This is a genomic window from Rhodococcus sp. NPDC057014 (genome assembly GCF_042673295.1).
GTDB lineage: Bacteria > Actinomycetota > Actinomycetes > Mycobacteriales > Mycobacteriaceae > Rhodococcus_F.
Genome location: NZ_JBHUSF010000129.1, coordinates 1 through 23263 on the forward strand (window position 1 = coordinate 1; position 23263 = coordinate 23263).

Below are 23263 nucleotides of genomic sequence, written 5' to 3' on the forward strand. Positions count from 1 at the left end.
GATCAACGGTGCCGGTGATGTTCTCGGTGATCTCCGAGGCGATGACGGTGGCATCACCGGTGATGTAGGGGTGAATTCGGTTGGCGCCGAACACCGTCGCCATGACGGTGACGAACGCGACGAACACCGCGGCCAGCTTCCAGTGTTGGCGCAGCGACGTCGGGATCCGGTGCCGGAGTCGGCGCTTCGATGGTCCGGCGGCGGCGGTGGTCGTCTCGTCCATCAGATGTCCGTCTGGTCGTATCCGGTCAGGACGGTCACACGCTGACCCGTGTTGACTCCGCTGAGGGCGGAGATCAACTCGGTGGGTTTCTTGTTCTTCTTCAGCTGCGCTGTGTAGTACAGCTCGTTGAGCGCCCCGGACCTCACCGCTTCGGTCGAGACCAATTCGAACTCGGTGCAGTACTCGATCAGCACATCCTCGACGAGGGAGGTGTATTCCTGCTCCGGCGGAACCTGGACCTTGACCACCTGACGCTGCACGTCGAGCTTGAACCAGTTGAACTTGTACATGATCAGCATCACCAGGCAGATCGCGACGGTCGCGGCGATCGCCAGCACGTAGAAGCGGGTGCCGGTGGTCATGCCGATCGCCATCACCAGGAAGATGAACCCGACGTCGCGGGTTTCCTTGATGGCGTTGCGGAATCGGATCACCGACAGGGCCCCGACCAGGGCGAACGCGCGGGCGATGTTGGAGCCGACCACCAGCATGATCAGGGTGATGATCATGCCGCACAGCACCAGAGTCTGCACGTAGGACTGACTGTAGGAGACGTTCTTGTGGGTGTACCGGTACACCCACGCGATGATGGCCGAGAGGACGAACGACAACGACAACGACACGATGATGTCGAACGTCGTGAACGTCCCGCTCAGATCCTGCAGGTCGAAGTTCATTGTGATCCTGTTTCGATAGAGGTGAAGGCACTCCGGCCCGCCCTGGGCGGAGGCACGTGGAATGTCAGCGCCCCGCCGGGGCCTGATCGTTCAGGAGTTCGGCAGGCGCACGATCGTCGAAGCCATCCGGCAGCACCAGCTCGGGTGCCCCCATCCGCGACCGCGGGGCCAGCCCGAACGCCTCGACGGACTGGCAGTACTTCGACACCCGGATGACCGACATGTCCAGGCGCGCAGTCAGGTCCGTCGCCCAGTACGGCACCCGCTCGTTGGCCTTGAGTTCGACGACGGCCAGCTTCGGGGGAATGCTGAACCGGTTCGGTGCACCGGAGGCGAAGTGGAAGTCCCGGTCGCGCCCGTGCACCTTGTGGTCGATCGTCACCCGCAAACCCAGGTCGGCGTCACGGCCGACGAAGGCCTCCCGCAGATACCCTGTCGTCACCACCGGCCGCAGGTCGAGGTTGCCGATCAACGTCGTCACCTCGTTGACGAAGGAGCGCTGCGTCGGATGGCAGTCGATCTCCTGCCGGCCGTTGAGCCACCGCTGCGCAGGACCGTAAGGCAGGGCGATCCGCCGCTTCTGCGTCACGCGATTGACGCGCTGCTTGATCTCGATCTGCACCGGAGTCTCGTCCGTGCAGTCGGCCGGCGATCCGTACAGCCGCAACCGCAGCTTCCGCCGGAACTTCAACCCCTCGATCTTCTCCCAATAGAAGCGCAGATCCGGGGTGTCGTAATACAGCGAGGTCACCGGGTATCCCCCGTGCGGAGAGTACGGGTCGGCGTCCATCCGCGCCGCCAGTTCCCGACGCAGCTCGGGCACCTTCAGCTCGTCGACGAAGTACTTGATCTCGTACCGGTTGAACGCATGCAGCCTACTGGCGGTCTGCTGATAACCGGTCGGAGTCGTGGGGACGTCGTCGGGTCGATGACTGCTCTCCGCCGACGGTCTGCGGAAACGCTCGAACACACCCATGAAGCCGCCCCTCTACCCTCTGCACACCACTCGGGTGAACTCTGCATGAACGGCATCAGTTCACCCGACGAACCTCGAGGAACAATGCACTGAACCTGGCAAGTAGCTGGCAAAGGGTAGGTAAAGTCCGCGCTGGTTGTCGCGGCGCGAGGCGGAGTGGACCGCTACGGCGCCGCCGCAGGGAAGGCGCCGGGTGCGGGGTGGCCGGTCACGTACAGGCCGGGGATGCCGATGCCGCCTCCGGCGGCGGTGATGTCCATCAGTGAGTTCAGGACGGTGGCGGGTTGCTCCCGGTCCGCTTCGGCGCCATGTCCTTTGGCCTCGAAGCCGACGGCGTCGACGTCGACGGTCTGGCAGCCGAACGAGCGGGCTTGTGCGAGCCGGTCGGCGTTCATGTCGGCCACGATGACCACGGCGGCCCCGAGCAGCTGGGCGGCGACCGCTGCGGCGAGACCGACGGGTCCGGCGCCCGCGATGTAGACGGTCGACCCCGGACGGACCCCGGCGGTCACGGCGCCGTGGAATCCGGTGGGGAAGATGTCCGACAACATGGTCAGGTCGAGAATCTTCTCCATCGCTTGATCGCGGTCGGGAAATTTCAGCAGGTTGAAGTCGGCGTAGGGGACCATGACGTACTCGGCCTGTCCGCCGAACCAACCACCCATGTCGACGTATCCGTATGCCGACCCGGGCCGGTCGGGGTTGACGTTCAGGCAGATCCCGGTCCTGCCGAACTTGCAGTTGCGGCAGCGTCGGCAGGCGATGTCGAACGGCACCGAGCACAGGTCGCCGATCTCGACGAATTCGACATCGCGGCCGACTTCCACGACTTCGCCGGTGATTTCGTGGCCGAGGACCAGACCCTCGGGGGCAGTGGTGCGGCCGCGGACCTCGACCGTGCCGGGGCCGATGTAGGTGACTGCTCGGTTCGACGCCACTGCCGTGTTCCTTCGTTCGGGATCCGAGGGAGACGGTGGTGTATCAGTGGGCCGCGGGGCCCAGGCGGACGATGCGGCCGCCGATCATCCATTCGGTCAGGTAAAGGGCATCGTCGCGGACGGTGATGCCGTGCGGGCTGTTGAACGATCCGTCGCGGAGTCGGGGTGCGACGGTCTGCCCGGTGTCGTCGATGCGGTTGGGCCAGCCGGGTTCGTTCCGGTCACGCGGAGACGACCCGATGTGACCGAGGTAGTCGTCACCGTCGAATATGGCCAGTGCGCCGAACAATTCGGTGACGACGAGGTGTCCACGGTAGTCGACCATGCTGGACGGGCTGTCGACCACGTCGGCGGCGAGGGTGCGCAGGTAGGTGCCGTCGAGACCGAAGACGACGATGCGGCGGTTCGATCGGTCGGCGACGTAGAGCCTTTTCTCGGTGCCCTCGGACCGGATCAGGATGCCGTGCGGGCAGTCGAAGCGTGTCCCCGACTCGGTGCCGTCGACAGTGGCGAGCAGGACGCCGTCCGCCGAGTAGCGGTGGATCAGGCTCTGCCCGTAGCCGTCGGCGACCCAGATGTCGCTGCCGGGGTCGTCCGCGTCGACGAGGGCGACGGAGGTCGGGCTCCACGGCCGGGAGGCGTCGGGGTCGTCGAGTTCGCGCACCACGTGTCCGTCGAGGTCGAGAGCGACCACCCTTCCGGGCGCGTGGATTTCACCGTAGTCCGGGGTGTCGTGGACGAAGCGGTGCCCGTTGTCGGCGGCCCACACCACGAGTGCGCCGTCCGTGGTGTTCGCGACGGTGAGGCAGTGCATCTCCGTCAGGGCAGTGGTGATGCGCGTGCTGTCTCCGCTGTCGTCGATGCGGATCAGGTCGCGGCCCTCGGGATGGGCGACCAGCAGCGAGCCGTCGGGAAGGGCGGCGATGCCCGAATGGAGCCAGCCGGTGCCGCCGTCGTGCCCGGTGGGCACTCGGGTCCAGCGGAGTGGGGTGTCACCGATGGCGAGTGCGGTGAGGTCGAGGCGGGTGCGCAGCGGGGTCGGCAAGAGAATGGTCCTCCGGTGTCGGGGCGGTGGGTGTCAGCGCAGGAACTGTTTGAGGTTGACCGTCGGGTCGGCGAGCGCCACCGGGTCGGCGACGACCCGCCTCGCGATGGCCATGTCGGCCAGGCGGATGTCCCTGGCCACGCTGTTTCCGATGCCGACGGCGGCCGCCGAGACGAGTCGGCCCGTGGTGTCGAGCCCGTAGCGGATGCTGACCCCGTCGGGACGGGACCGCACGACCTCGGCGGCGGCCTCGGTCGGCAGCCCGGCGACCTGCAGGCTGAGATCGTATTGATCGGACCAGAACCAGGGCACTGCGTCGTAGGTCCGGTCGCCGCCGACCATGTTCTGGGCGGCGACGACGGCCTGGTCCTGGGCGTTGCGCCAGGCCTCGAGCCGGATCCGGCGGCCCTCGTAGAGAGGGTGGGGGAAGGAGCAGCAGTCGCCTGCGGCGAAAATCCGCGGGTCCGACGTGGTGAGGCGATGATCGACCACGATGCCGTTGTCGACCTGCAGTCCCGTCTTGTCGGCGAGCGCCGTCTCGGGAACGGCGCCGATGCCGATTACGAGGACATCGGAGGTGATGAGGTCGCCGTCGCCGAGCGTGACGGTGGTGCCGGTCTCGGACTCGGTGATCTCGGTGAGGGTGACGCCGCACCGGACCGTGACCCCGGCCTCGACATGTCGGGCGTGGACGCGGTCGGCGACCTGCGCGGGCACCGCACGGCCGAGGAGGCGGTCGGCGACCTCGAGGACGGTGACCGCGCAGCCGAGGGAGCGTGCGGCGGCAGCGAGTTCGAGCCCGATGAAGCCGCCACCGATAACCGTCACCCGGTCGGCCGAGCGGAGCCCGGCACGCAGCCGGAGGGCGTCGTCGTGGGTGCGGAGGGTGTGGGCCCGGTCGAAGCCGGCGGCCATCGGCAGCTTCCGTGGCGTCGCCCCGGTGGCCAGCAGCACACGTTCGTAGTCGATGCGCCCGCCATCGGCGAGAACGACTTCTCGGTGGTCGCGGTCGAGGTCGGTGACCTCGACGCCGGTGCGATGCACGATGTCGAGGTCCCGCAGCGCGGCCTCGTCGTAGATGGACACCGGCACCGGGTCGAGGTCCGCGAGCAGGGTCGCCTTGGACAACGGTGGCCGCTCGTACGGCAGGTGCCTTTCGGCGCCGATCAGTTCGATCCGGCCGTCCCACCCGGCCTCACGCAACGCGGCAGCGGCCCGGGCGCCGCATTCGCCGGCGCCGACGATCACCATGGCGCGCATGTCAGCCGATTCCGATGTGGACGGTGTCGGAGTCGTCGACCTTGACCGGGTAGGTGCGCAGGTTCTCGATCACCGGTGCGCCCTGCGCTGTGCCGGTCGCGTAGTCGAAACGGCCGTTGTGTTTGGGGCATTCGATGGTCTTTCCCATGACGAGGCCGTCGCAGAGGAGTTCGCGTTCGTGGGTGCAGTAGCCGTCCGTGGCGAAGAACTCGTCATCGGCGGAGCGGTAGATGGCGTACTGGGTGCCGGCGTGCTCGAACGGGACGATGTCCTCGGTGTCGATGTCGTCGGCCTGGCAGGCGGGGATCCAGTTCATGATGGTGAGGCCTTTCGTGCGGAAGACGGAGCGTTCTCGGGGTGGGCGTGGGTCACACGGCGACGGCGCGATCCTCGGCGGGCGCGGGGGTCGGCTCGTTGTACGGCGCGGCTCCTTCGGGAAGTTCGCGGCGTACGTAGTACGTCTGGTCTTTCAGCTGCGCGAGGACGGCCGGGATGATCTCCTTGTACGCCGCCCACATCGACGGGTACGGCTCGGCGCAGTCGTCCTTGATTTCCTCGTGCAGTTCGGCGAGCCGATGCGACGGAATCATCGGGAACATGTGGTGCTCGACGTGATAGTTCATGTTGCAGTAAAGGAAACGGTTCAGCCGGTTCATGTAGACGGTGCGGGTGTTGAGCCGGTGATCGAGGACGTTCTCGCCGAGGCCGGCGTGCTGGGTGAGGCTGTACACCCAGAGCATGGAGGCGCCGTAGGCGCGAGGCAGTCCGATCAGCAGCGCGGGAACGATCGAACCGGTCGCGACACAGCCGGCGGCGGTTGCGCCGTAGATGCCGAGCCAGATCCGGGCCGTGCGGTACACCTTGGGTCGCTCGGACTCGGGCACGAATGTTTCCTCCTCCTCGTCCAGCCGCCCGGCCGCCCGCGTCACCATCTGCTTGAACGCGGTCGGCACGTCGATGAGCCCGATCATGTTGGCCGCGATTCGCGCCAGCCGAGCCGGCCGCATCGCCACGATCTCCGGATCGCGCCCGACGACGAGGGTGTCGGTGTGATGGCGGGTGTGACTCCAACGCCACACCGTCGGGTCCTTCATCATCATGAACGACGCGATCTGGTACACCGCGTCGTTCTTCCATCGGGTGGCGAAGAATGTGCCATGACCGGCTTCGTGCCACCGTGCATCCGATGCCGAGCCGTACAGGACCCCGTACGCGGCCAGCGCAGGCACGGCGGCCCATTTCTTGCCCTTCGACCAGGCCAGCGCGCCTGCCACGCCGGTGACGGCGAGTGAGCCCAGCCAGAGAGCGGTGTCCTTGGTGGCCGGCTCGTCCGAACGGCGCATCAGTTCCTTCATCCGCTTACGCGGGATGGCACTGCGGAACCAGTTGCCGCCGGACAGTCCTTCCTCGACGGCCTTCTGCCCCTCCGGGCCGGTCAGATCGTAGCGGGCTAGACGTTCGGTCCCCATGGGACGACCACCTCTGCTTTCCAGTCTCTCGCCGCGAGAGCCTCGCGGGCCTGTCGCGAACGGTGCGGTGAGGCGCATCACTAGAGCGCTCTAGAACAGAGAGTAGGAAGTCGATGTGGTGATGTCAACCGCTGGCGGGGTGACTCAGGAGCGGGCGGGGCCGGTGGTTGCCCGCACCATCAATATGGGCTCGAGGACCTGTTCGCGTTCGTCGATCCTCGCGCCCTCCACGCGGGTGATGGCCCGGTCGATCGCGAGTTTGGCCATGCGCCGCGGGTCCTGCGCCACGGTGGTGAGGCGGATGTGCGGGAGCTTGGAGACGGCGCTGTTGTCCCATCCGATGATCGAGATATCTTGGGGCACTCGATATCCGGCATGCATGAAGGCCTCGAGAATCGAGACCGCCACCTCGTCGTTGAAGGCCACCACCGCGGTGGGCAGCTCGGGATCGTCGAGAAGTGTCCGGGCGGCCGTGTAGCCCTCGAGCTGCGTGAGGCCACCGGATAGGACCCGGGATTCGTCGGCGAGGCCCTGGGTGCGCATGGCTGCCAGGAATCCGTCGCGCCGGGAGTCCGCGACTGCGCCCTCGCCACCGTCGACGTGCACGATCCGTCGGTGCCCACGCTGGACGAGATGCTCGACGGCCATCGTCATGCCGTCGGCGTCCGAGGTGCGGACGACGTCGACGTCCGGGTCGTCGACGTGCCAGCCGACCACGACGAGCGGTACCTTTCCCGCGAGCACGGGCTTGGGCGTGGCCGGGCCGAGCATGATCAGTGCGTCGAACCGGAAGTCCTGCAGGCTCTCCACCGCGCGATTCTCGTCGCGGCTCTGCGTGAGTGCGCTGAGGATCAGCTCGTAGCCGCGGTCCGCGGCCGCCGTGTACAGGCCGTCGAGGACGTCGAAGTGGAACGTGCCGCTCATTCCGAAGACGGTCCCGATCAGCTTCGATCGGCTCCTGGCCAGCATCTGGGCGCGCACGTCGGGCCGGTAGCCGAGTTCGTCCGCGGCCCGCATCACCCGCTCGCGTGTCGCTGCGCTGGCGCCGGGGGCGTCGCGGATGACGATGGAGACGAGTGCTCGCGACACACCGGCGCGGGCTGCGACGTCCGACAGCGTCGCACGCCTCTTCGGGAGGGCCGCTTCTCCGCCTCTGGTGCTCACCGCACGCCTTCCGTCCGAATCGTGAACTGCTCGGGAATCGATCCTACGGCGACCCCGCGACCGCCCGAGGGGGTGAGCGCCGTGGCCGGGATCCGAAGAATTTGCGGATGTGCCCTTGATCACGCCGCTAGAGCGGTCTAGTGTTCTGGATCACCCGTTGAATGTGCGTATGTCAGGACATGACATCGCCTCCCTCCCGGTTACTGCCACTTCGTCGAAGGACTACGCAATGGCCATCCAGAACACCACCACCCCCAGTACGGAGCAGCCACCCGAGGCGCGCGCCGGCAGGAGGTTCCTCACGAAACTCACCGTCATCTCCACGCTCGGCGGTCTGCTGTTCGGTTACGACACCGGAGTGATCTCCGGGGCGCTCCTGTACATGCGCGACGACCTGGGCATGACCAGCGTCCAGGAAGCCGCGGTGGTCAGCGCCCTGCTGTTCCCCGGGGCGGCGTTCGGCGCCGTCTTCGGTGGCCGCGTCGCAGACCGGCTGGGCCGGAAGTCCAGTCTCGTACTCTGCGCGGTCATCTTCCTGGTCGGCGCGCTCGGGTGCGCCCTCGCGCCGAACGTGACCATCATGATTCTCGCCCGCATCGTCCTCGGATTCGCGGTGGGCAGCGCTTCGGTGACGTGCCCGCTCTACCTCGCCGAGACAGCCCCTGTGGATCGGCGCGGCCGCATGGTCACGATCAACGAGCTGATGATCGTCACCGGGCAGTTCCTGGCGTTCGTGATCAACGCGGTGCTCGACCAGTTGATCGACCATGCATCGGTGTGGCGGTACATGCTCGCCGTTGCCGCGATCCCCGCCGTTGCCCTGTTCGTCGGCATGCTCACGCTCCCCGATTCGCCGCGCTGGTACGCAGTCCGCGGTCGCCTCGACGCAGCGCACAGCGCCCTGCGCAAGAGCCGGAGCGCCGCCGAAGCCGACGCCGAATACGCCGAGATCGTTGCCGCCGCCCAGGACGACGTCCGTGAAGACAAGGGCGCCGCACTCCGAGACCTGCGCGCCTACCCGTGGATGCGCAAAATCCTCTACATCGGAATCGGTCTCGCCGTCGTGCAGCAGGCCACCGGCATCAACACCGTCAACTACTACGCCCCGACCATCCTGGAGAACAGTGGGCTCACCGCCTCCGCTGCCCTCGTCGCCACCGTGGCCATCGGCGTCACCCTCGTGGTCACCACCGTCCTCGGGATCTGGCTGCTGGGCTTCGTCCCGCGTCGCCGCATGCTTCTGATCGGCTTCACCGGTGTCACGCTCGCCCAGGGTGCCCTGGCCCTGGTGTTCCTGCTCCCCGAATCCACCGTCCGCAGTTACGTCATCCTCGCGGCGATGATGCTGTTCGTCGGTTTCATGGCCACCTTCATCGGCACCTGCGTCTGGCTCCTGCTCTCGGAGATCTTCCCGATGGCCATCCGCGGATTCGCCATGGGCGTAGCGGTATTCGTACTCTGGACCACCAATGCCGGCATCTCGTTCCTGTTCCCGATCATCGAGCGGGCACTCGGCGGGAGCGGCACATTCGGTCTGTTCGTTCTCGTCAACCTCGTCTCGCTCGCCTTTGTCGCACGCTACGTCCCCGAAACCAAGGGCCGTAGCCTCGAAGAGCTCGAGAGCGAGTTCCGTCACGGCGCCGCTGCTCGATGACCGACCCGAACCCGTGCGCGGACGCGGTCGACGGGACCCGCATCAGGGTCACGCCACGGCTATGAGCACCGTCGCGATGAGTGCAGCGACCAGACCGAGCGCCTGGGAGCGCCGGAGGCGCTCGTTCAGGAACACGATTCCCACGATCACGGGGACGACCGGGTAGAGCGAGGACAAGACAACAGCGACGGTGACAAATTCGGTCCGGAGCGCGTAGAGATATGCGGCCAGCGCGGTCGCGGCCAGCACGCCCGCGCCGATACCGAGTGCGAGAACCGATGGGGTCGTCGGTGCAGTGTTTCGCACAGTGGCACTCCGCACGAGCACGAACGCAGCGACCAAGATCGTCGCGATAGCCGCGGCGCGTCCGCTCAGGATGGGCCACAGACCCGAGGACGCTTCCGCCTGTGCGAGACAGAGGTACTGAATAGCGATGCCACCGCTCGCGGCGAGACCGTCATAGACGGAGTCGCGCGAGACAGAGCCGGACCCGTCGGTGCCTCTGCTGATGAACCACAATGCGGGCAATGCGATCAGGATGCCGGTCCAGGTCAGCCAGGGCGGCTTCTCGCCGAGGAACGCAACACTGACCAGGACCGGCAGCGCGACGCCGCCGACGGCGCTGATAGGCACTACGACGGACATCGCACCACGACTCATGCCGCGAAAGAGGAACGCCATTCCCAGCCCGGTACCGATGCCTGAGCACGCACCCCAGGCCAGGTCGGCGCCGTGCGCTGGGGTGGCCGGAATGACGAGCATGATGAGGGCAGTGGCGCTGAGACCGCCGACTTGCCCGACGAAAGCGACGCGCACGAATGAGATGCGGCGTGACGCCAGGCCGCCGAGCACATCGGAGACCCCGTAGGTCAGAGCCGAGATCAGCGCCATGGCAATTCCCACGTGTCACCTCTCCTCGGCGCGTTCGGCCTGCCCCAGCATGGCACGGTGCCGAGTGTCAGCTGGCCGACGCAGCCCCATCTGCGAGGGGCTTCGCAGTCGCAGGCCCTCTACGGGGACCGTCTCGACTTCCTCTCGCCGATGTCATCGACGGCGTCGTCTGCGGAGAACCGCGGCAGCCGTGGACACTGTTTTCGCGATTCTCGACGTCTTCGTGCGCCTTGGCCTTCGCACGTGTCGGCTGTTCATCGTTTCGTGTAGGCATCGACCGTGGCGGAGAGGTCGGCGCGTTGCTGCTCGGTCACCTCTGTGTGTACGAGTCTCGAAATCTGGTCTGTGACAGGTCCTTTCCGGATGTCAAGATCCGGCTGTTTCTTCCCCCCGCGCGCCGCGTCCGGATCGCAGCTGTAACTCGTCGATCAACTTCGATGCGGTCACCTTCGTCAAGTCGTCGGGGACCGTGACGCCCAACTCTTGCGCCAGGGTGTGCAGGTAGGACCGCTGAGGCCCTGTCATCGGCTCGTCGCCGGTGATCCAGTCGTCCGGGTCCTTTTCCGTGGAAACGTCGTGCTCGGTGGGGTCGATATCCGCCATTGCTGTCCTGTCGGTCGGTTGCACTACTCGACGAAACGATTGCCCGGCGGACGCCCGCGGGAAACTGTGGGCTCCGGTCGACTGATCGTCGGACGCGAGGCGAGCACCAACGAGGGGCGCAGTTTCACCGAACCGGGATACGGGTAGGCGTGTTCGATGAAAGACGATCAGCACGCCGAACCGGAACCGGACGATCCGCGGAAGCCGGATTCGCCTGCGGACCTGACGAAACCGTCCTGGTGGTACGTCATCCGGAAGACCGCGCACGAGTTCACCCGTGATCAGTGCACCGACCTGGCCGCGGCGCTGACGTACTATGCGGTCCTCTCGCTGTTCCCCGCGCTGCTGGCGCTGGTCTCGTTGCTGGGCGTGTTCGGTCAGGGACAGCGGACTACCGACGCGGTCCTGCAGATGGTCGACGATCTCGGACCGTCCTCCGCTGTGGACACGTTGCGTGACCCCATCACGCAACTGGTCGAGACGCCGACCGCGGGAATGGCTCTTGTTCTCGGCCTGCTGGGTGCGGTGTGGTCGGCGTCCGGCTACATCGGGGCGTTCGGACGGGCCATGAACCGCATGTATGAGGTCGAGGAGGGTCGTCCCGTGTGGAAGCTACGGCCCCTGATGCTGGCCGTGACCGTCGTCGGTTTGGTCCTGGTGGCAGCCGGTGCGGCGATGCTCGCCCTGAGCGGCCCCGTCGCACGCTCGGCGGGAGATGCGGTCGGACTCGGCGACACCGCCCTGACCGTGTGGAACATCGCCCGCTGGCCGTTCGTCCTCGGCATCGTCGTGGTAGCCGTGGCCATCCTCTATTACGTCACACCGAATGTGCGGCAACCGAAGTTCCGTTGGATCAGCGCCGGCGCGTTCCTCGCCATCGTCACGTGGATCGTCGCGTCGGTCCTGTTCGGGATCTACGTCGCCAACTTCGGCAGCTACAACAAGACCTACGGCTCGCTGGCCGGAGTCATCGTGTTCCTGCTCTGGTTGTGGATCACCAATCTGGCGTTGCTCTTCGGCGCCGAACTGGACGCCGAACTCGAACGCGGACGGGAGTTGCAGGCCGGCATGCCGGCCGAGGACGAATTGCAGTTGCCGCCGCGAGATACCCGGGTTTCGGACAAGAACGCGGAGAAGTACGAGCAGTATGTCCAGCAGGGCAGGGCATTACGCGAGAGTGACGGTGACACCGCCGACGTCGATGCGGTGGAGCGGTAACCGGCGTCGGAATTGTCGGTCTGCATCGCCCGGGTCGCCGGGATGCAACGAGTGGAGGAGAATCTCCGTGTCGAAGTCACTACGTTCCGCAACTGATCCCGGCACCGTCCTCGCGGACCGATTTCCCCGCGATCTCACGGATGTCGCTCTTACCCACTCGGATACGAAGCTCGTTCTCGACATCGCCGGGCACGGCCGGTGGACCGTCACCGTCGACGACGGTATGGCCGAGGTGACCAGGGAGGTCGCCACGGATCCGACGTGTACGGTGCATACCGACGCCGACACGCTCGCCGATCTGCTCGCCGGTCGTCGCAGCGGTGTGGACGCGTTCCTCGGTGGTGACCTCACCGCGCGCGGCAGCCTTGCGACCGTTCTCCAGATCGGAGGCGCGTTCGCTCCGGACGTCGACCTCGTCACTCGGCCGCGGGCGCGTGAGGTCGCCGCGTGCGGGGTTCGCACCGCATATCTCGAGGCAGGACGCGCCGACGCGCCCCCGGTGGTGCTACTGCACGGCCTCGGGGCCACCAATGCGTCGATGCTGCCCGTTCTCGCCGATCTGGCTGAGGATTTCCGGGTTCTGGCACCCGATCTTCCGGGTTTCGGTGCCTCCGATGCGCCGGCCTGGACCTACACCGCCGAGCAACTGTTCCGCTGGTTGCGCGACTTCCTCGACGCCGTGGGCGCCGGCGGTGCCGTCGTGATCGGCAATTCGCTCGGCGGCCGGCTCGCGTTGGAACTGGCGATGCGCGAGCCGGACACGGTCGACAAACTCGTGCTGCTGTGTCCCTCGCCGGCGTTCCGCCGATTCCGTCAACTGGCGCCGCTGGCCCGGTGGTGGCCGGTGGACGTCGCCCGGTTGCCGATGATCGGTCTGCCGCGTGCGGTGGTGATGGCGGGCGCCAAGTCGATGTTCGCCCGCCCCGACCGGGTTCCCCAACCGTGGTTCGAGGCCGCCGTCGACGAGTTCGAGATCGCGATGGGTTACGGTGCGCGGCGCCGGGCGGCGCTGTCGGCACTGATCAACATCTACCTCGAGGAACCGTTCGGCGACAGTGGGTTCTGGGATCGACTGACCACCGTCCGGACCCCGACGCTGTTCTTGTGGGGTCGTCGTGATCGGCTGGTTCCGTCCCGGTTCGCTCGGCACGTGAGCGTGGCTGTCCCCACCGCCGAATCGGTCGTACTGCCCGACTGCGGACACGTACCCCAGTTGGAAATGCCCGACCTGACGATGGATCTCACACGCCGGTTCCTCGGGTCGCCCGGTGCCACGACGCCGTACCGCGCGCACGCCTGACGCGACCGATTCGAGCCGAAAGCCGTTGCGGTACGAGGGTAAGCGAGGCGCGTTCGTCGGTGAGCTCGCGACCGGTGTTCGTACTGGTGATTGAGCGCTATCGAGGTGGGGTAGACGGAGAACATACGCGCACCCACCGCGTACGGTCCTGCGGCGAAACGTCACCGAGCCTTCTCCGAGGTGCGCCGAGACCACGCCACGGAAGGGTGCGACGATGTCGACTAGCGGCACTCTCGATATACCGGCCGGTCGGTTCCGTTCGAGTGAACGAGATCTCCTCGTCGGACGCAAGTACGGAGCACCGGCATGACCACCGCGATACAACCCGCGGCAACAGCTGGCGGCCCCCGGTCGAGCAGTCTCGCCGATGTCATCGACACCATCTTGGACAAGGGCCTGGTCATCGACGCCTACGTGCGCGTCTCGTTGGTCGGCATCGAAATACTCACGATCGACGCCCGCGTCGTGGTCGCAAGCGTCGACACCTACCTGCGATTCGCCGAAGCGGTGAATCGGCTCGAGATCGGCAGCGAACCGAAAGGCTTGGCCGACCTCGCGTCGGATGGCGCCGACGGCGAGGAGGAATCGACGGCGAGGGACTCGATCGAATCCGGTGACAACAAACTCGATGGGCTGTTCGGTGCGGGCGAAGAACCCGAACGCGAACGGGTTTCGCGTAGATCTACCCGGGAGGACACGTAGCGGATACCTCCATGCGGAGCGGACCTGTCGACGAGCCCATCCGATATCTAGGACCGCGCGGGACGTCGGAGTGCGACCGCCGCCATCGTCAGCGCGACGGCATCCTCGGCAAGCGCGGCCTGCCAGTCCGGCATGCGTGCGCCGGCCCACTGCCGCCACCAGGCGCCGCCGTACGAGCCGGCAAGGGCGCCGACGGTTCCGATGATCAGAGCCGACGCCGTGTCCGCCCGGTCGCCTCGGGCCAGAGCTGCGGCGCCCCCGCCGCCTGCGGTGAGACGTCCGGTGAGCGCAGGCGGGGAGAGGCGCGACGGGATGGTCGGGTTCTTGTCGGCGACCAGTTCGCCGCCGACGACTGCGGTCGCGCCGATCAGACGGATTCGATGTGCCGATCCGGTGGCACCCGCCAAGAGTGCCGCGGCAATGCCGGTGGAGCTTCGCAGGCCGCTGGCCATACCGATTACGGCGGACCGGACAGTGCTCGACCGTTCCGCCGCCGGGGCGGTCCGGTTCCCGGCCATCGCGTCCTGTTGGCGTAGGACGGTGGTGACCGTGGCACCGTAGACCAGGTGTGGCACGAGGTCGCTGAACCAGTCCTGCGTGGTCCACGTTCGGGGATCGTTGATACCGCGCAGCGAGGGCGTCTCCGTGCCCGGGAACGACGACGCCCAGGGCGGATGCAAGGGATTCGACAGTCCTCTCCGGGACGGTGCTTGGGGACGGCCCCGGATCGCCATGTCCAAGTATGTGACGGCGTCGAGCATCGTGTTGCCTGCGGCGCCGGCGACGATGCCGGTGGTGAGAGCGTTCATCGGCTGGTTCCCCTCGTCCAATCGAAGACATATGTTTCTCCGCAGCATCCCCCGACGGTGTGCCGGGCAAACGCGAGCCGACGGAGCGGGGTCATTCCGGGCCGATCACGGCGTAGGTGCGCGGCCGGTCTTCAGACATGCCGAGCTTGCCGGACTCGATGCCGGCCATGTATCCGGTCAGACAGTCGCGAGCACATACGAGAGCACGAATCCTGCGGCAGTACTCAACGCGACTGTCGGACCACCCTTTTCGTAGGCCTCGGGCATGAGGGTGTCTGCCAACGACGCCAGCACCGCGCCGGCAGCGAAGGCGAGGGGCAGCGAGATCGTCTCGGGTGCACTCGATGCGAGAGGGCCGGCACCCACGACGACAGCCAGTGTGAGGAGCAGGGCGCAGATCACCCACGTGCCCAGGATGAAGGTCTGGGTTCGACCCTGCGCGCGCATGGACGCGCTCCCGACGAGGGCCTCGGGAAAGTTGGACACGAAGATCGCCACCAGCAGGGTCAGACCGCCGGTACCTTCGCCGAGGGACACACCGAGGGCGACGTTCTCCGGCACTCCGTCCAAGGTGACCGCGGCCAGCAGTGCGAGTCCGGCGGAACCACTGACGGACGCGGTGGAGGGTGCTGTCTCGGACGCCGCAGCGTCGAGATCGAGTTTCTCGCTGCCGTGCGGCTCCCGGTGTGCGCCCTCGGCGAGCCGGTCCAGTCGCTGGCTGAGGACGGTGAAAACGATCGCGCCGGCGGCGAGTCCGAGTGCGGCCCGCCAGATGCCGCCTTGGTGGTACGACTCTTCGAACAGCTCGAAGGTCAACGCGGTGATGAGAGCGCCTGCGGCGAACGCCAGCATGCCGGCGAGGACACGTTTGGGGAGCGTGAACCGTCCGCCGACCAGGGCTCCGACTACCAGGGCACCGGATGCGATTACTCCGAAGATCAACGACTCGATGATCACAGCCATCCCTTCATTTCTTCACCGGTTCTCTCCGACGCGTTCCGAGTACCCCGTTTTCGATGACGATCGACACCATGTTTCGGTGGGTGGGTGTTGGTGGAAGCCGCCGGTGGTGTCTGTACAACACGGCCGCCTCGATGAGTGGTGAGTGGAGTTCTGTCCATGCGACTCCGTGCGCTCGCACTGGAATGGTGAAATGAGGCGTGCGACGATGGGGCATGAGCTCTGACGAGGATCAGGCACTCGACCGGGGCGGTGGCTTCGAGCACCGGTTGAGGGCCGAGATCGAACAGATCGCGCGCGACCTGCGTGCCGAGCACGCCAATATTCAGGGCACCCTCGAGGTGATCACGAAGTCCGCGCGGGATGTGGTTCCCGGTGCCGAGGACGCCGGCATCACCCTGGTCACCCGCGGCAGAGCCTTCCAATCTCGGGCGGCGACGTCGGAGCTGCCGAAGAAAATCGACGACCTTCAGCACCGACTTCATGACGGGCCGTGTGTGCAGGCGATCTGGAACCACGAAACCGTCCTCGTCAGGGACATGATCACCGAGCAGCGGTGGCCGAGGTTCGCCCCGGAGGCGGCTGCCATCGGGGCCCGGTCGATGCTGGCATTCCAGCTCTACACCACCGAACACACGATGGGTGCGTTGAACCTGCACTTGAGCCGAACGAACGCGTTCGACGACGACTCGGTCAGCATCGGCGGCACCCTGGCCACCCATGCGGCGATCGCGTTGATCGCCTCGCTGCGGGAGGAACAGTTCCGCGATGCCCTCGCTTCCCGGGACGTGATCGGTCAGGCCAAGGGCATGCTGATGCAGCGGTATTCGATCGACGCCGACGAGGCCTTCGCAATCCTGACCCGACGATCCCAGAACTCCAACACGCCGCTCAACGAGGTTGCCCTGAACATCATCCAACACGGACCTGGCCCCGCGAAGTAAGCGACGGTGGGCCGCGGAAGCGCGTTATACGCTGCCGTTTCTCCCCGGTGGTGGGTTCATGCGGGCCAGAGATGGATTGCTCGGGCAGATTTCGGGGAAAGCGGTGAGTCAGGGCCGGTGCTCGACCGGTAGGGACATCGGTCCAGGTTCTGCGGGTTGAGCAAACCAGCCCGCGGGACCGTTCCCTAATCCGGTCGCGCGGCACGCTGGTGGGCGGTGAGCAGGAGGTGGTCGAACCGGGTGCGCAGGCCTGGGTCGGGTTCGCACTCGCTGAATCCGATGACGAGCTGTTCGGCAATCATGCGCAGCCGGGTGTTGGTCTCCTGCGAGCGCCAGGTCAGGATGTCGAAGGCGCGGTCGGCGGGTATGCCGTATACCAGCATCAGCGCACCTTTGGCCTGCTCGATCACCGCTCGTGACTGCTCGAGTTCGACGATCACTTCGTCGACAGAGTCTTTGACGTCGCTGCGGTGAGAATTGGTGATTTCGATGTAGAACCCGCTCGTGCCGACCACCCGTCCGGTCCCGTCGAACATTCGGTCACCGACGACCACGACCTGGCGGACGTTGCCGGCGGTGTCGATGATGCGGTGCTTGCTGCTGAACGGTTCGGCATCGTTGATCATCCGGTCCAGGACCCGGGCGACGTGCGGCTGGTCCTCGGGATGCTTGTGTGAGAGCAGCAGTTCGGTGACCGGTGTCACCTCGCCGGGTCGGTACCCGTGCATCTGGGCGACGGCGTCGGACCACTCCCACCGCTGACCGTCCAGGAAGAACTGAAAGCTGCCCACGCGCTGCAGCTCGCCACCACCGAAGACCTCTTCTGAATCCACGCCCTATGTTCTAGCAAATCGGTAGCCGGAAAGTTGCACGGGCGATCGGCCGCGATCAGGCCGGTTGATCAGGTGCGGGATTGTGTGTGAAAAGCGCGGTCTCAGTAACGGTCCCGCCAGGGCGCGAGACGTGACTCCCACTCGGCCAGCGCTCCGGTGGCGTCCGCGTGCCGTTCCGCGGATCCCAGCGGGGGATGGGCGTCGATCGCGAGATCCACCAGGGCGTGAGCGACGGTCAGCACGCTGAGGTGGTGACGGTGCGCGACCCGGAGCAGTTCTTCGAAGGCCTCGGCTTCGTCGTAGTGGCGTAGTGGCGTAGTGCGATGAGGATGCCCTCCGCCACCGACAGCGTTTCCCGACCATCCCTTGCACGTGTGCCATCACCGGCGCTCTTGCGGATCGAGTGAGGCTCGGGCACCGTCGTCATAGGCATCATCTCCCCGAGGTGGCGTCACTTTCCGGCCATCGACGGACCGGCCCTTCGAAGTCGGCGTACCCGCCCACGGCGCTGCTCACACCTCGGGGGGGGCGGTTCATGCAAATCCCGCGCGGGTCAGGAGTCCGGCGCCGGGACGCGCTCCCTGGGTCGGGCGGCCGCGTGGCGGGTCCGTCGGGTGTGGCGGGCGCGTTCGGTTTCGGACATGCCGCCCCAGATGCCGTGACTTTCGGCGGTGAGGGCGTGGGCGCGGCATTCGGTGAGGACGGGGCAGTCCTGGCAGATGATTTTGGCGGCCTGCTCGCGCTGGGCGCGGACGCGGCCGCGTTCACCGTCCGGGGAGAAGAACACCTCGGTGTCGGTTCCCCGGCAGGAGGCGCGGCGCTGCCAGTTGCGGTCGATGTAGTGGTGCGAATGATCAGGCATTGCGGATGGGTCGCTTTCGGAGTCGAGCAGTGACGCGATCCGCCGGCAGGGCAGGGCACGTGAAGGGGATCGGACTTTCGGGCCGGGTACGGTGGCGGGAAGTGTTGTGCAACATGCATCTTCGTTGGGTCATGGTTCACCACCTGATGTCCAGGGGAGGGGCAGCGACAGACCGGGGCCCGGTGACGATCGGTAGTGCACCGGGTCCGCAGTCGAAATGAAGGGTCTCGGCGCGGTGATGCCATGGCTCGACATCAGGGATCAGGAGGCACCAAGGTGTTGGAAGCCTCGCACTCTTCACGTCTCGAAAGAGCGGGTGAAAGGGTGTGAATCTGATGCTAGCGGCACATCGGCGGATGTTTGAGAAGAATCGCTCGACAGTAACTGGCATCACATCGGCCGCCGCGGGGAGCAAACCCTCGCTGGACACGGCCTGGTGAATGGAGTCGACCGAATGGGTACAAGTGATGACATGAGATGGCCTTTTCGCTCAGGGGCCGGTACCCGGACGCAGCGACCCCAAGCGGGTGGCTGGGGCACCTGGCTGCGCAGGGGGCTACAGCACCCGGGCTTGGTGTCCGCCGTGAAGTGCACGGTGGCGGTGCTGACCGCCTGGTTGCTGGCCGATCGAGTGTTGCAGAGCCCGGAGGCTTTCCTTGCGCCCTACGCCGCCTTGTTCATCATCGGCACCACGGTCCGCAGCTCGGTGTCCGCCGCCGCACGTCAGGTCACGGTCGTGGTTCTCGGTGTGCTCGTTGCCGCGTTGGCGGCAGGCATCCTGCCTGAACTCGCCGCCATCGCAGGTGCAGTGGCAGTCGGGACGATCCTCGGCCGCAGCCGGTGGTTGGCGCCGGACGGGATGTGGGTAGCGATCACCGCCCTGTTGGTCGTGCTGTACGGGTCGGCCACGAACGCAACCCTGGTGTTTCATCGCGTCCTCGATGTCACCGTCGGTGTGCTCGTCGGCGTCGCGGTCAACGCGCTCGTGCTGCCTCCCGACCAGCTTTCCACGGCCCGCGATCTGATTCTGCAACGTGCTCATGAACTCTCGACGCTGCTTGCCGATCTTGCCCACGGCCTCCGGTCCGGCCGTCACGACAGTGACCGAGGACGGCAACGGGTGTGGGATCTGCACAAGTCGACCGGCGCCGGGGTTGCGCTGCGCGAGGGCCGGGAAAGTCTGCGCGGCAACCTTCGTAGCCCCGGCTGGACCAAGGTAGGCGGATCGCAGGTGTACCTCCCGCTAGCAACGGTTCTCGACGACACCCTGCTGCATGTGTCGGTGCTGGAAGTCGCGGTCGAGGCGCTCACCGGCACCGATGATCTGCCGGCAGGTCTCCCGGCGCCCACACTGGAGCAACTTCGGCACGAGGCAGCGGCACTGCTCGAGGCATTCTCGGCCGCATTCGACGAACTCACCTGGGACCCGGCTCACCATCGAGAGCCCTACCTCCGCGTCGTGCAGACCGCTCTGCCTGAAACCCGCTCACGCCTCGAGTCCTTCGAGGAATCAGTCCGACGACACCAACCCTTACCAAGTGCGTGGCCGGCGATCGCCCTGGCTGCGGATGGTCTGTGGGCCGTGCTGGACATGTCCGATCCGCGCTGATGCGCGCAAACTGCCCCGGCTGTGATGGTTCCGGTACAGCAAACGAGGTCAACAAATTGAAGGACACACCGCGCGGCGCGGTGGCGCCGGTAGAGGATGCCGGAGCTCGACGGGCTGTGTGGTGATGCCCGGGGCTGGGCACTCTCGGGTATGGGATCGAATGCAGGCAGCCCCATCAGCTCGTCGGCCGCAGCTCTCGGCGGTCGCCTGTTGCAACTGGTCGGTGACCGGGACGCCGGCCGGCTCTCGTGCGAGGTGTCCCGGGTGTGCGCCGAACTGCACCCGACCGGGGGCCGGCCGGTGTACGGCGATGTGCTCGCGTGGGTTGTCGAGGCCACTGTCGGTGTGGTCACTGCGCGGCTGGGTGGCGCGGGTCCGGAGGAGACGTTGATCCTCGACGTTCGCTTCGCCGAAGGACGGTACGACGACGGCGACGCATTGCCCCCGTCGGAGCGCTGGGTGCTGCGGACGGTGTCGGCGTTCCTCGCCGAGGATCTGGTAGAGGGAGAGCGGTCGCTTACTGCCGCCGAACAATTCGACATCACCTTGCGCGCGGAAATCCTGGCCGACGCCCTGATCTGGCTGGACTTGGCCCTCGATGTCGACCTTCCCGACCCGCCCGACATCACCACCGCGCAGGAGGGGTGACGGCTCGATCACCGCGCCGATGTCCTCGGTGACGGCCTCACCCGCGCTCAGCTCATCCGGGGCGGTTGGTGTGCGGTGAGCAACAGGTGGTCGAACCGCGTGCGCAGGCCGGTGTCGGGTTCGAGCTCGCGGAATCTGGCGACGATTCGTTCGGCGAGGGTGCGGAGCCGGATATTTGTTTCCTGGGAGCGCCAGGTCAGGATGTCGAACGCGCGGTCGGCGGGAATACCGTAGACGAGCATCAGGGCCCCTTTTGCCTGCTCGATCACTGCCCGCGATTGCTCGAGGGCCGCGACGGTTTCGTCGACGGAGTCTTTGACGTCGCTGCGGTGCGAGTCGGTGATGTCGATGTAGAACCCGGTTGTGCCGATCACGGCACCGGCGTCGTCGTGCATGCGGTCGCCGACAACCACCACCTGTCGGACCTTGCCTGTGGTGTCGATGATGCGATGTTTACTGCTGAACGGTTCGGCATCGTTGATCATCCGGTCCAGGACCCGGGCGACGTGCGGGTGGTCCTCGGGGTGTTTGTGGGAGAGCAGCAGTTCAGTGGTCGGGGTGACCTCACCGGGCCTGTACCCGTGCATCAGGGCGACGGTGTCGGACCATTCCCACCGTTGCCCTTCCAGGTAGAAGCGGAAACTTCCCACCCGCTGCGGCTCGCCACCACCGAACACCTGCTCCGAATCCACGTCTACTTTCTAGCGCACCGTCGCACGTCTCGCAGGTGCTTTCCGACTCGAATCAGGCTCGCCGACCCGTCGCATGCCCGCGCAGGGGGCACGATCGACCTCGGGATTCACCACCGCTGACGCGTACGCGGTGGGTGCGTCCTCGGTGTGAAACCGCGACACTGGTACCGATCTGTCAAGGAGTTCGCGCAGCCGACGCGCGTAAAACCGGCGTCGGAGGGGTAATCCTGGGACAGCCAAAGTTCCCCTGCCCGGCAGCTGGACGCGGTGCTGCGGGGTCACCAGGGCCTGTGGAGCCGCCATGGGTCGCGGCGAGAACGCGGTGCCGGTCCGGTCGGCTTGCAGTGATGATATTGCGCTGCAGTAGCTTCCGAGCAAGCGTGGCAGCCCGGGCGGCGAAGGGTGCCGACGGCGTAGCGCTCGGCATTCACACTTCGGTGGAATGAATGGCGGAAAAGGCGGTGAGCGGGGTGAGCGCCGGACCGCAGACCACCACGGAGCTGCGGGTCGAGGCGGCCCGGGATCAGTTGCCGATCATTCGGGCGGTCGCGCGGGAGCTGGCCCACCGGCGCGGCTTCCTGCTCACCGAGATCGCGGACATCACCCGCGCGGTCGACGAGGTGGGTGCCGCGCTGATCGACGCCGCGACGCTCGGTTCTCCGCTGCGCTGTTCCTTCGAGGTCTCGGGGTCGGCCTTCCTGCTGACCAGTGCGGTCACCTCGCGCCGAGGCCTTCCGCGGTACCCCGGTGCGAGGTGGCGGTCACTGGAGGCACTGACCGACCGCGTGCTCACCACCGACCTGCTGGGGGAGAAGTCGGGCGAGCGCGAAGTTGTGGTGGCATTCATCAAACAGCGTCGCAGACGCCGCTGAGACGACCAGTGCCGGACGATACGCCGATCGGTGGCTCGTCAAGGTCAGTCGATCGCGACGACCCTCATCGTCTTCAAAGTCGAATCGGTGGCGTCGGGCACGGCCATTCCCGCGGCGTGCCCACTGCGCAGATAGTCGATGACTTTGGTGTCGAGTCGTTCGCCGGGCACGACGGCCGGAATTCCCGGTGGATACGGGGTGAGCTGTTCGGCCGCGATCCGTCCGGCAGCACGATCGGCTGCGATCATCTCCGCCGCGCCGAAGAACGCATCACCCGGTGCCATCACGGACTCGAGCTGCAGTTCGTCGGGGCTGGGCAGGTCGATGTGCGGCGCGGGCGCGAAGGAGGCGGTGGCAGAGCTCATCTCGCTGAGGGCGCGAACGAGTCGGTCGGTGGTGTGCTCGTCGTCGGCCATGGACATGGTGGCGAGGATGCGCCGGTGGTCGGCCATGCCGACGTCCAACCGGCAGTGGCTGCGGAGCCAGTCGGCGCACTGGTACCCCGTCGCGCCGGTCGCGCTCACGTCGATCAGAACCTGTAGGCGATCCAGGTCGTGGGAGGCCTCCATGCCCAGCAGACGGTCCTCGAGGACGTCGAGCCGGTCGATGTGGTCGATTCGTTCGCGGGTTCGTTCGGCCAGACACAGGGCAGATCCCAGCAGCTCCGTGCCGCGCTCGACCATCTGTCGGCGCCACCCGTCAAGGGCGGTGTAGATCATCACGTTCGGGCTGGTGGTCATCAGCAGATCGGCACACGCGGACAGGTGGGCGCCGTCGACGAAATCGCCTTGGACGTGGAAGACCGACCCCTGCTCGAACCCGGCACCCATCTTGTGGACACTGACGACGCAGACATCGGCACCTGCGTCCATCGCCCAGGTCGGCAGGTCGTCGTGGAAGGGTAGGTGTGCTCC

Annotated in this window: 24 protein-coding genes and 2 pseudogenes; 8 read left to right on the forward strand and 18 right to left on the reverse strand. The window is 66.6% G+C overall.

The window, feature by feature from the left end; translation table 11 throughout:
* The 9 genes and pseudogenes from ACFTZB_RS23620 to ACFTZB_RS23660 all read right to left on the reverse strand — a co-directional run.
* Positions 1 to 223: pseudogene (locus tag ACFTZB_RS23620) on the reverse strand (spore coat protein CotH); the annotation flags it as partial.
* Positions 223 to 900 (reverse strand): DUF4956 domain-containing protein, encoded by a 678-nt coding sequence (locus ACFTZB_RS23625; RefSeq protein ID WP_378434553.1) that lies wholly within the window; start codon positions 898 to 900, stop codon positions 223 to 225. The pseudogene ACFTZB_RS23620 and the gene ACFTZB_RS23625, both read right to left, overlap by 1 nt.
* 64 nt (positions 901 to 964) lie before the next feature.
* Positions 965 to 1876 carry a polyphosphate polymerase domain-containing protein gene (locus ACFTZB_RS23630; protein ID WP_378434555.1) on the reverse strand — a complete coding sequence of 304 codons (912 nt, stop codon included), beginning with the start codon at positions 1874 to 1876 and terminating at the stop codon, positions 965 to 967.
* Positions 1877 to 2046: 170 nt separating this feature from the next.
* Positions 2047 to 2814, reverse strand: a pseudogene (locus ACFTZB_RS23635) (alcohol dehydrogenase catalytic domain-containing protein); the annotation flags it as partial.
* Between the two features lie 43 nt (positions 2815 to 2857).
* On the reverse strand, positions 2858 to 3859 hold the full coding sequence (locus ACFTZB_RS23640) for a hypothetical protein (protein WP_378434557.1): 1002 nt from the start codon (positions 3857 to 3859) through the stop codon (positions 2858 to 2860).
* Positions 3860 to 3892: 33 nt separating this feature from the next.
* Positions 3893 to 5119 carry an NAD(P)/FAD-dependent oxidoreductase gene (locus ACFTZB_RS23645; RefSeq protein ID WP_378434559.1) on the reverse strand — a complete coding sequence of 409 codons (1227 nt, stop codon included), beginning with the start codon at positions 5117 to 5119 and terminating at the stop codon, positions 3893 to 3895.
* A gap of 1 nt (position 5120) precedes the next feature.
* The gene (locus ACFTZB_RS23650; RefSeq protein WP_378434561.1) at positions 5121 to 5435 is read right to left on the reverse strand and encodes a MocE family 2Fe-2S type ferredoxin; all 315 of its coding nucleotides are present in this window, start codon (positions 5433 to 5435) and stop codon (positions 5121 to 5123) included.
* A 52-nt stretch (positions 5436 to 5487) separates the two neighbouring features.
* Positions 5488 to 6588 (reverse strand): fatty acid desaturase family protein, encoded by a 1101-nt coding sequence (locus ACFTZB_RS23655; protein ID WP_378434563.1) that lies wholly within the window; start codon positions 6586 to 6588, stop codon positions 5488 to 5490.
* Between the two features lie 144 nt (positions 6589 to 6732).
* Positions 6733 to 7752 (reverse strand): LacI family DNA-binding transcriptional regulator, encoded by a 1020-nt coding sequence (locus ACFTZB_RS23660; RefSeq protein WP_378434566.1) that lies wholly within the window; start codon positions 7750 to 7752, stop codon positions 6733 to 6735.
* A gap of 229 nt (positions 7753 to 7981) precedes the next feature.
* Between ACFTZB_RS23660 and ACFTZB_RS23665 the strand changes: the two genes are divergently transcribed.
* Positions 7982 to 9406 carry a sugar porter family MFS transporter gene (locus tag ACFTZB_RS23665; RefSeq protein ID WP_378434568.1) on the forward strand — a complete coding sequence of 475 codons (1425 nt, stop codon included), beginning with the start codon at positions 7982 to 7984 and terminating at the stop codon, positions 9404 to 9406.
* A gap of 48 nt (positions 9407 to 9454) precedes the next feature.
* Here the strand turns inward: ACFTZB_RS23665 and ACFTZB_RS23670 are convergent, their stop codons facing one another.
* Positions 9455 to 10309: an EamA family transporter gene (locus ACFTZB_RS23670; RefSeq protein ID WP_378434570.1), complete on the reverse strand. Its 855-nt coding sequence runs from the start codon at positions 10307 to 10309 to the stop codon at positions 9455 to 9457.
* A gap of 354 nt (positions 10310 to 10663) precedes the next feature.
* Positions 10664 to 10900 (reverse strand): DUF3072 domain-containing protein, encoded by a 237-nt coding sequence (locus ACFTZB_RS23675; RefSeq protein ID WP_378434572.1) that lies wholly within the window; start codon positions 10898 to 10900, stop codon positions 10664 to 10666.
* 156 nt (positions 10901 to 11056) lie between these two features.
* Here ACFTZB_RS23675 and ACFTZB_RS23680 point away from each other — a divergent pair, with 156 nt between their 5' ends.
* The 3 genes from ACFTZB_RS23680 to gvpJ all read left to right on the forward strand — a co-directional run bounded on the left by ACFTZB_RS23680 (position 11057) and on the right by gvpJ (position 14120).
* Positions 11057 to 12118, forward strand: a complete 1062-nt coding sequence (locus ACFTZB_RS23680; RefSeq protein ID WP_378434574.1) for a YihY/virulence factor BrkB family protein — start codon at positions 11057 to 11059, stop codon at positions 12116 to 12118.
* 67 nt (positions 12119 to 12185) lie between these two features.
* Positions 12186 to 13418: an alpha/beta fold hydrolase gene (locus ACFTZB_RS23685; protein ID WP_378434576.1), complete on the forward strand. Its 1233-nt coding sequence runs from the start codon at positions 12186 to 12188 to the stop codon at positions 13416 to 13418.
* A 306-nt stretch (positions 13419 to 13724) separates the two neighbouring features.
* Positions 13725 to 14120: a gas vesicle protein GvpJ gene (gene gvpJ / locus ACFTZB_RS23690; protein WP_378434578.1), complete on the forward strand. Its 396-nt coding sequence runs from the start codon at positions 13725 to 13727 to the stop codon at positions 14118 to 14120.
* Positions 14121 to 14167: 47 nt separating this feature from the next.
* On the opposite strand, the gene ACFTZB_RS23695 is transcribed toward gvpJ, so the two are convergent.
* Together ACFTZB_RS23695 and ACFTZB_RS23700 are read right to left on the reverse strand one after the other, a co-directional pair.
* Positions 14168 to 14929, reverse strand: coding sequence for a hypothetical protein (locus ACFTZB_RS23695; RefSeq protein ID WP_378434580.1), 762 nt, complete (start codon positions 14927 to 14929; stop codon positions 14168 to 14170).
* Between the two features lie 177 nt (positions 14930 to 15106).
* Positions 15107 to 15892, reverse strand: coding sequence for a ZIP family metal transporter (locus ACFTZB_RS23700; RefSeq protein WP_378434581.1), 786 nt, complete (start codon positions 15890 to 15892; stop codon positions 15107 to 15109).
* 212 nt (positions 15893 to 16104) lie between these two features.
* Here ACFTZB_RS23700 and ACFTZB_RS23705 point away from each other — a divergent pair, with 212 nt between their 5' ends.
* Positions 16105 to 16833, forward strand: coding sequence for a GAF and ANTAR domain-containing protein (locus ACFTZB_RS23705; protein WP_378434583.1), 729 nt, complete (start codon positions 16105 to 16107; stop codon positions 16831 to 16833).
* 185 nt (positions 16834 to 17018) lie between these two features.
* On the opposite strand, the gene ACFTZB_RS23710 is transcribed toward ACFTZB_RS23705, so the two are convergent.
* The 3 genes from ACFTZB_RS23710 to ACFTZB_RS23720 form a co-directional block, all read right to left on the reverse strand.
* Positions 17019 to 17666, reverse strand: a complete 648-nt coding sequence (locus ACFTZB_RS23710; RefSeq protein ID WP_378434585.1) for a PAS and ANTAR domain-containing protein — start codon at positions 17664 to 17666, stop codon at positions 17019 to 17021.
* 101 nt (positions 17667 to 17767) lie between these two features.
* The gene (locus ACFTZB_RS23715) at positions 17768 to 17908 is read right to left on the reverse strand and encodes a hypothetical protein (RefSeq protein WP_378434587.1); all 141 of its coding nucleotides are present in this window, start codon (positions 17906 to 17908) and stop codon (positions 17768 to 17770) included.
* A 311-nt stretch (positions 17909 to 18219) separates the two neighbouring features.
* Positions 18220 to 18528, reverse strand: a complete 309-nt coding sequence (locus ACFTZB_RS23720; protein WP_378434589.1) for a WhiB family transcriptional regulator — start codon at positions 18526 to 18528, stop codon at positions 18220 to 18222.
* 574 nt (positions 18529 to 19102) lie between these two features.
* On the opposite strand from ACFTZB_RS23720, the gene ACFTZB_RS23725 reads away from it, so the two are divergent.
* Both ACFTZB_RS23725 and ACFTZB_RS23730 read left to right on the forward strand, forming a co-directional pair.
* Positions 19103 to 20137, forward strand: a complete 1035-nt coding sequence (locus ACFTZB_RS23725) for an FUSC family protein (RefSeq protein ID WP_378434591.1) — start codon at positions 19103 to 19105, stop codon at positions 20135 to 20137.
* Positions 20138 to 20287: 150 nt separating this feature from the next.
* Positions 20288 to 20785 carry a hypothetical protein gene (locus ACFTZB_RS23730; RefSeq protein ID WP_378434593.1) on the forward strand — a complete coding sequence of 166 codons (498 nt, stop codon included), beginning with the start codon at positions 20288 to 20290 and terminating at the stop codon, positions 20783 to 20785.
* 47 nt (positions 20786 to 20832) lie between these two features.
* Here ACFTZB_RS23730 and ACFTZB_RS23735 read toward each other — a convergent pair whose 3' ends face one another.
* Entirely contained in the window at positions 20833 to 21477 is a 645-nt protein-coding gene (locus ACFTZB_RS23735; protein WP_378434595.1) for a PAS and ANTAR domain-containing protein, read from the reverse strand.
* Positions 21478 to 21938: 461 nt separating this feature from the next.
* On the opposite strand from ACFTZB_RS23735, the gene ACFTZB_RS23740 reads away from it, so the two are divergent.
* A complete protein-coding gene (locus ACFTZB_RS23740) occupies positions 21939 to 22349 on the forward strand; it encodes an anti-sigma factor (protein ID WP_378434597.1) in 411 nt (136 codons plus the stop codon).
* Positions 22350 to 22393: 44 nt separating this feature from the next.
* On the opposite strand, the gene ACFTZB_RS23745 is transcribed toward ACFTZB_RS23740, so the two are convergent.
* Positions 22394 to 23263, reverse strand: an 870-nt coding sequence (locus ACFTZB_RS23745; RefSeq protein WP_378434599.1) for an aminotransferase class I/II-fold pyridoxal phosphate-dependent enzyme, incomplete at its 5' end; no start/stop codon positions are given.

What these genes read in the sequence shown, in the direction of transcription:
- ACFTZB_RS23720 (WP_378434589.1), bottom strand. Translation starts at nt 18,528, where the DNA reads ATGCCTGATCATTCGCACCACTACATCGACCGCAACTGGCAGCGCCGC.
- ACFTZB_RS23705 (WP_378434583.1), top strand. Translation starts at nt 16,105, where the DNA reads ATGAGCTCTGACGAGGATCAGGCACTCGACCGGGGCGGTGGCTTCGAG.
- ACFTZB_RS23695 (WP_378434580.1), bottom strand. Translation starts at nt 14,929, where the DNA reads ATGAACGCTCTCACCACCGGCATCGTCGCCGGCGCCGCAGGCAACACG.
- ACFTZB_RS23675 (WP_378434572.1), bottom strand. Translation starts at nt 10,900, where the DNA reads ATGGCGGATATCGACCCCACCGAGCACGACGTTTCCACGGAAAAGGAC.
- gvpJ (WP_378434578.1), top strand. Translation starts at nt 13,725, where the DNA reads ATGACCACCGCGATACAACCCGCGGCAACAGCTGGCGGCCCCCGGTCG.
- ACFTZB_RS23645 (WP_378434559.1), bottom strand. Translation starts at nt 5,119, where the DNA reads ATGCGCGCCATGGTGATCGTCGGCGCCGGCGAATGCGGCGCCCGGGCC.
- ACFTZB_RS23625 (WP_378434553.1), bottom strand. Translation starts at nt 900, where the DNA reads ATGAACTTCGACCTGCAGGATCTGAGCGGGACGTTCACGACGTTCGAC.
- ACFTZB_RS23630 (WP_378434555.1), bottom strand. Translation starts at nt 1,876, where the DNA reads ATGGGTGTGTTCGAGCGTTTCCGCAGACCGTCGGCGGAGAGCAGTCAT.
- ACFTZB_RS23650 (WP_378434561.1), bottom strand. Translation starts at nt 5,435, where the DNA reads ATGAACTGGATCCCCGCCTGCCAGGCCGACGACATCGACACCGAGGAC.
- ACFTZB_RS23730 (WP_378434593.1), top strand. Translation starts at nt 20,288, where the DNA reads ATGGGATCGAATGCAGGCAGCCCCATCAGCTCGTCGGCCGCAGCTCTC.
- ACFTZB_RS23680 (WP_378434574.1), top strand. Translation starts at nt 11,057, where the DNA reads ATGAAAGACGATCAGCACGCCGAACCGGAACCGGACGATCCGCGGAAG.
- ACFTZB_RS23665 (WP_378434568.1), top strand. Translation starts at nt 7,982, where the DNA reads ATGGCCATCCAGAACACCACCACCCCCAGTACGGAGCAGCCACCCGAG.
- ACFTZB_RS23700 (WP_378434581.1), bottom strand. Translation starts at nt 15,892, where the DNA reads ATGGCTGTGATCATCGAGTCGTTGATCTTCGGAGTAATCGCATCCGGT.
- ACFTZB_RS23655 (WP_378434563.1), bottom strand. Translation starts at nt 6,588, where the DNA reads ATGGGGACCGAACGTCTAGCCCGCTACGATCTGACCGGCCCGGAGGGG.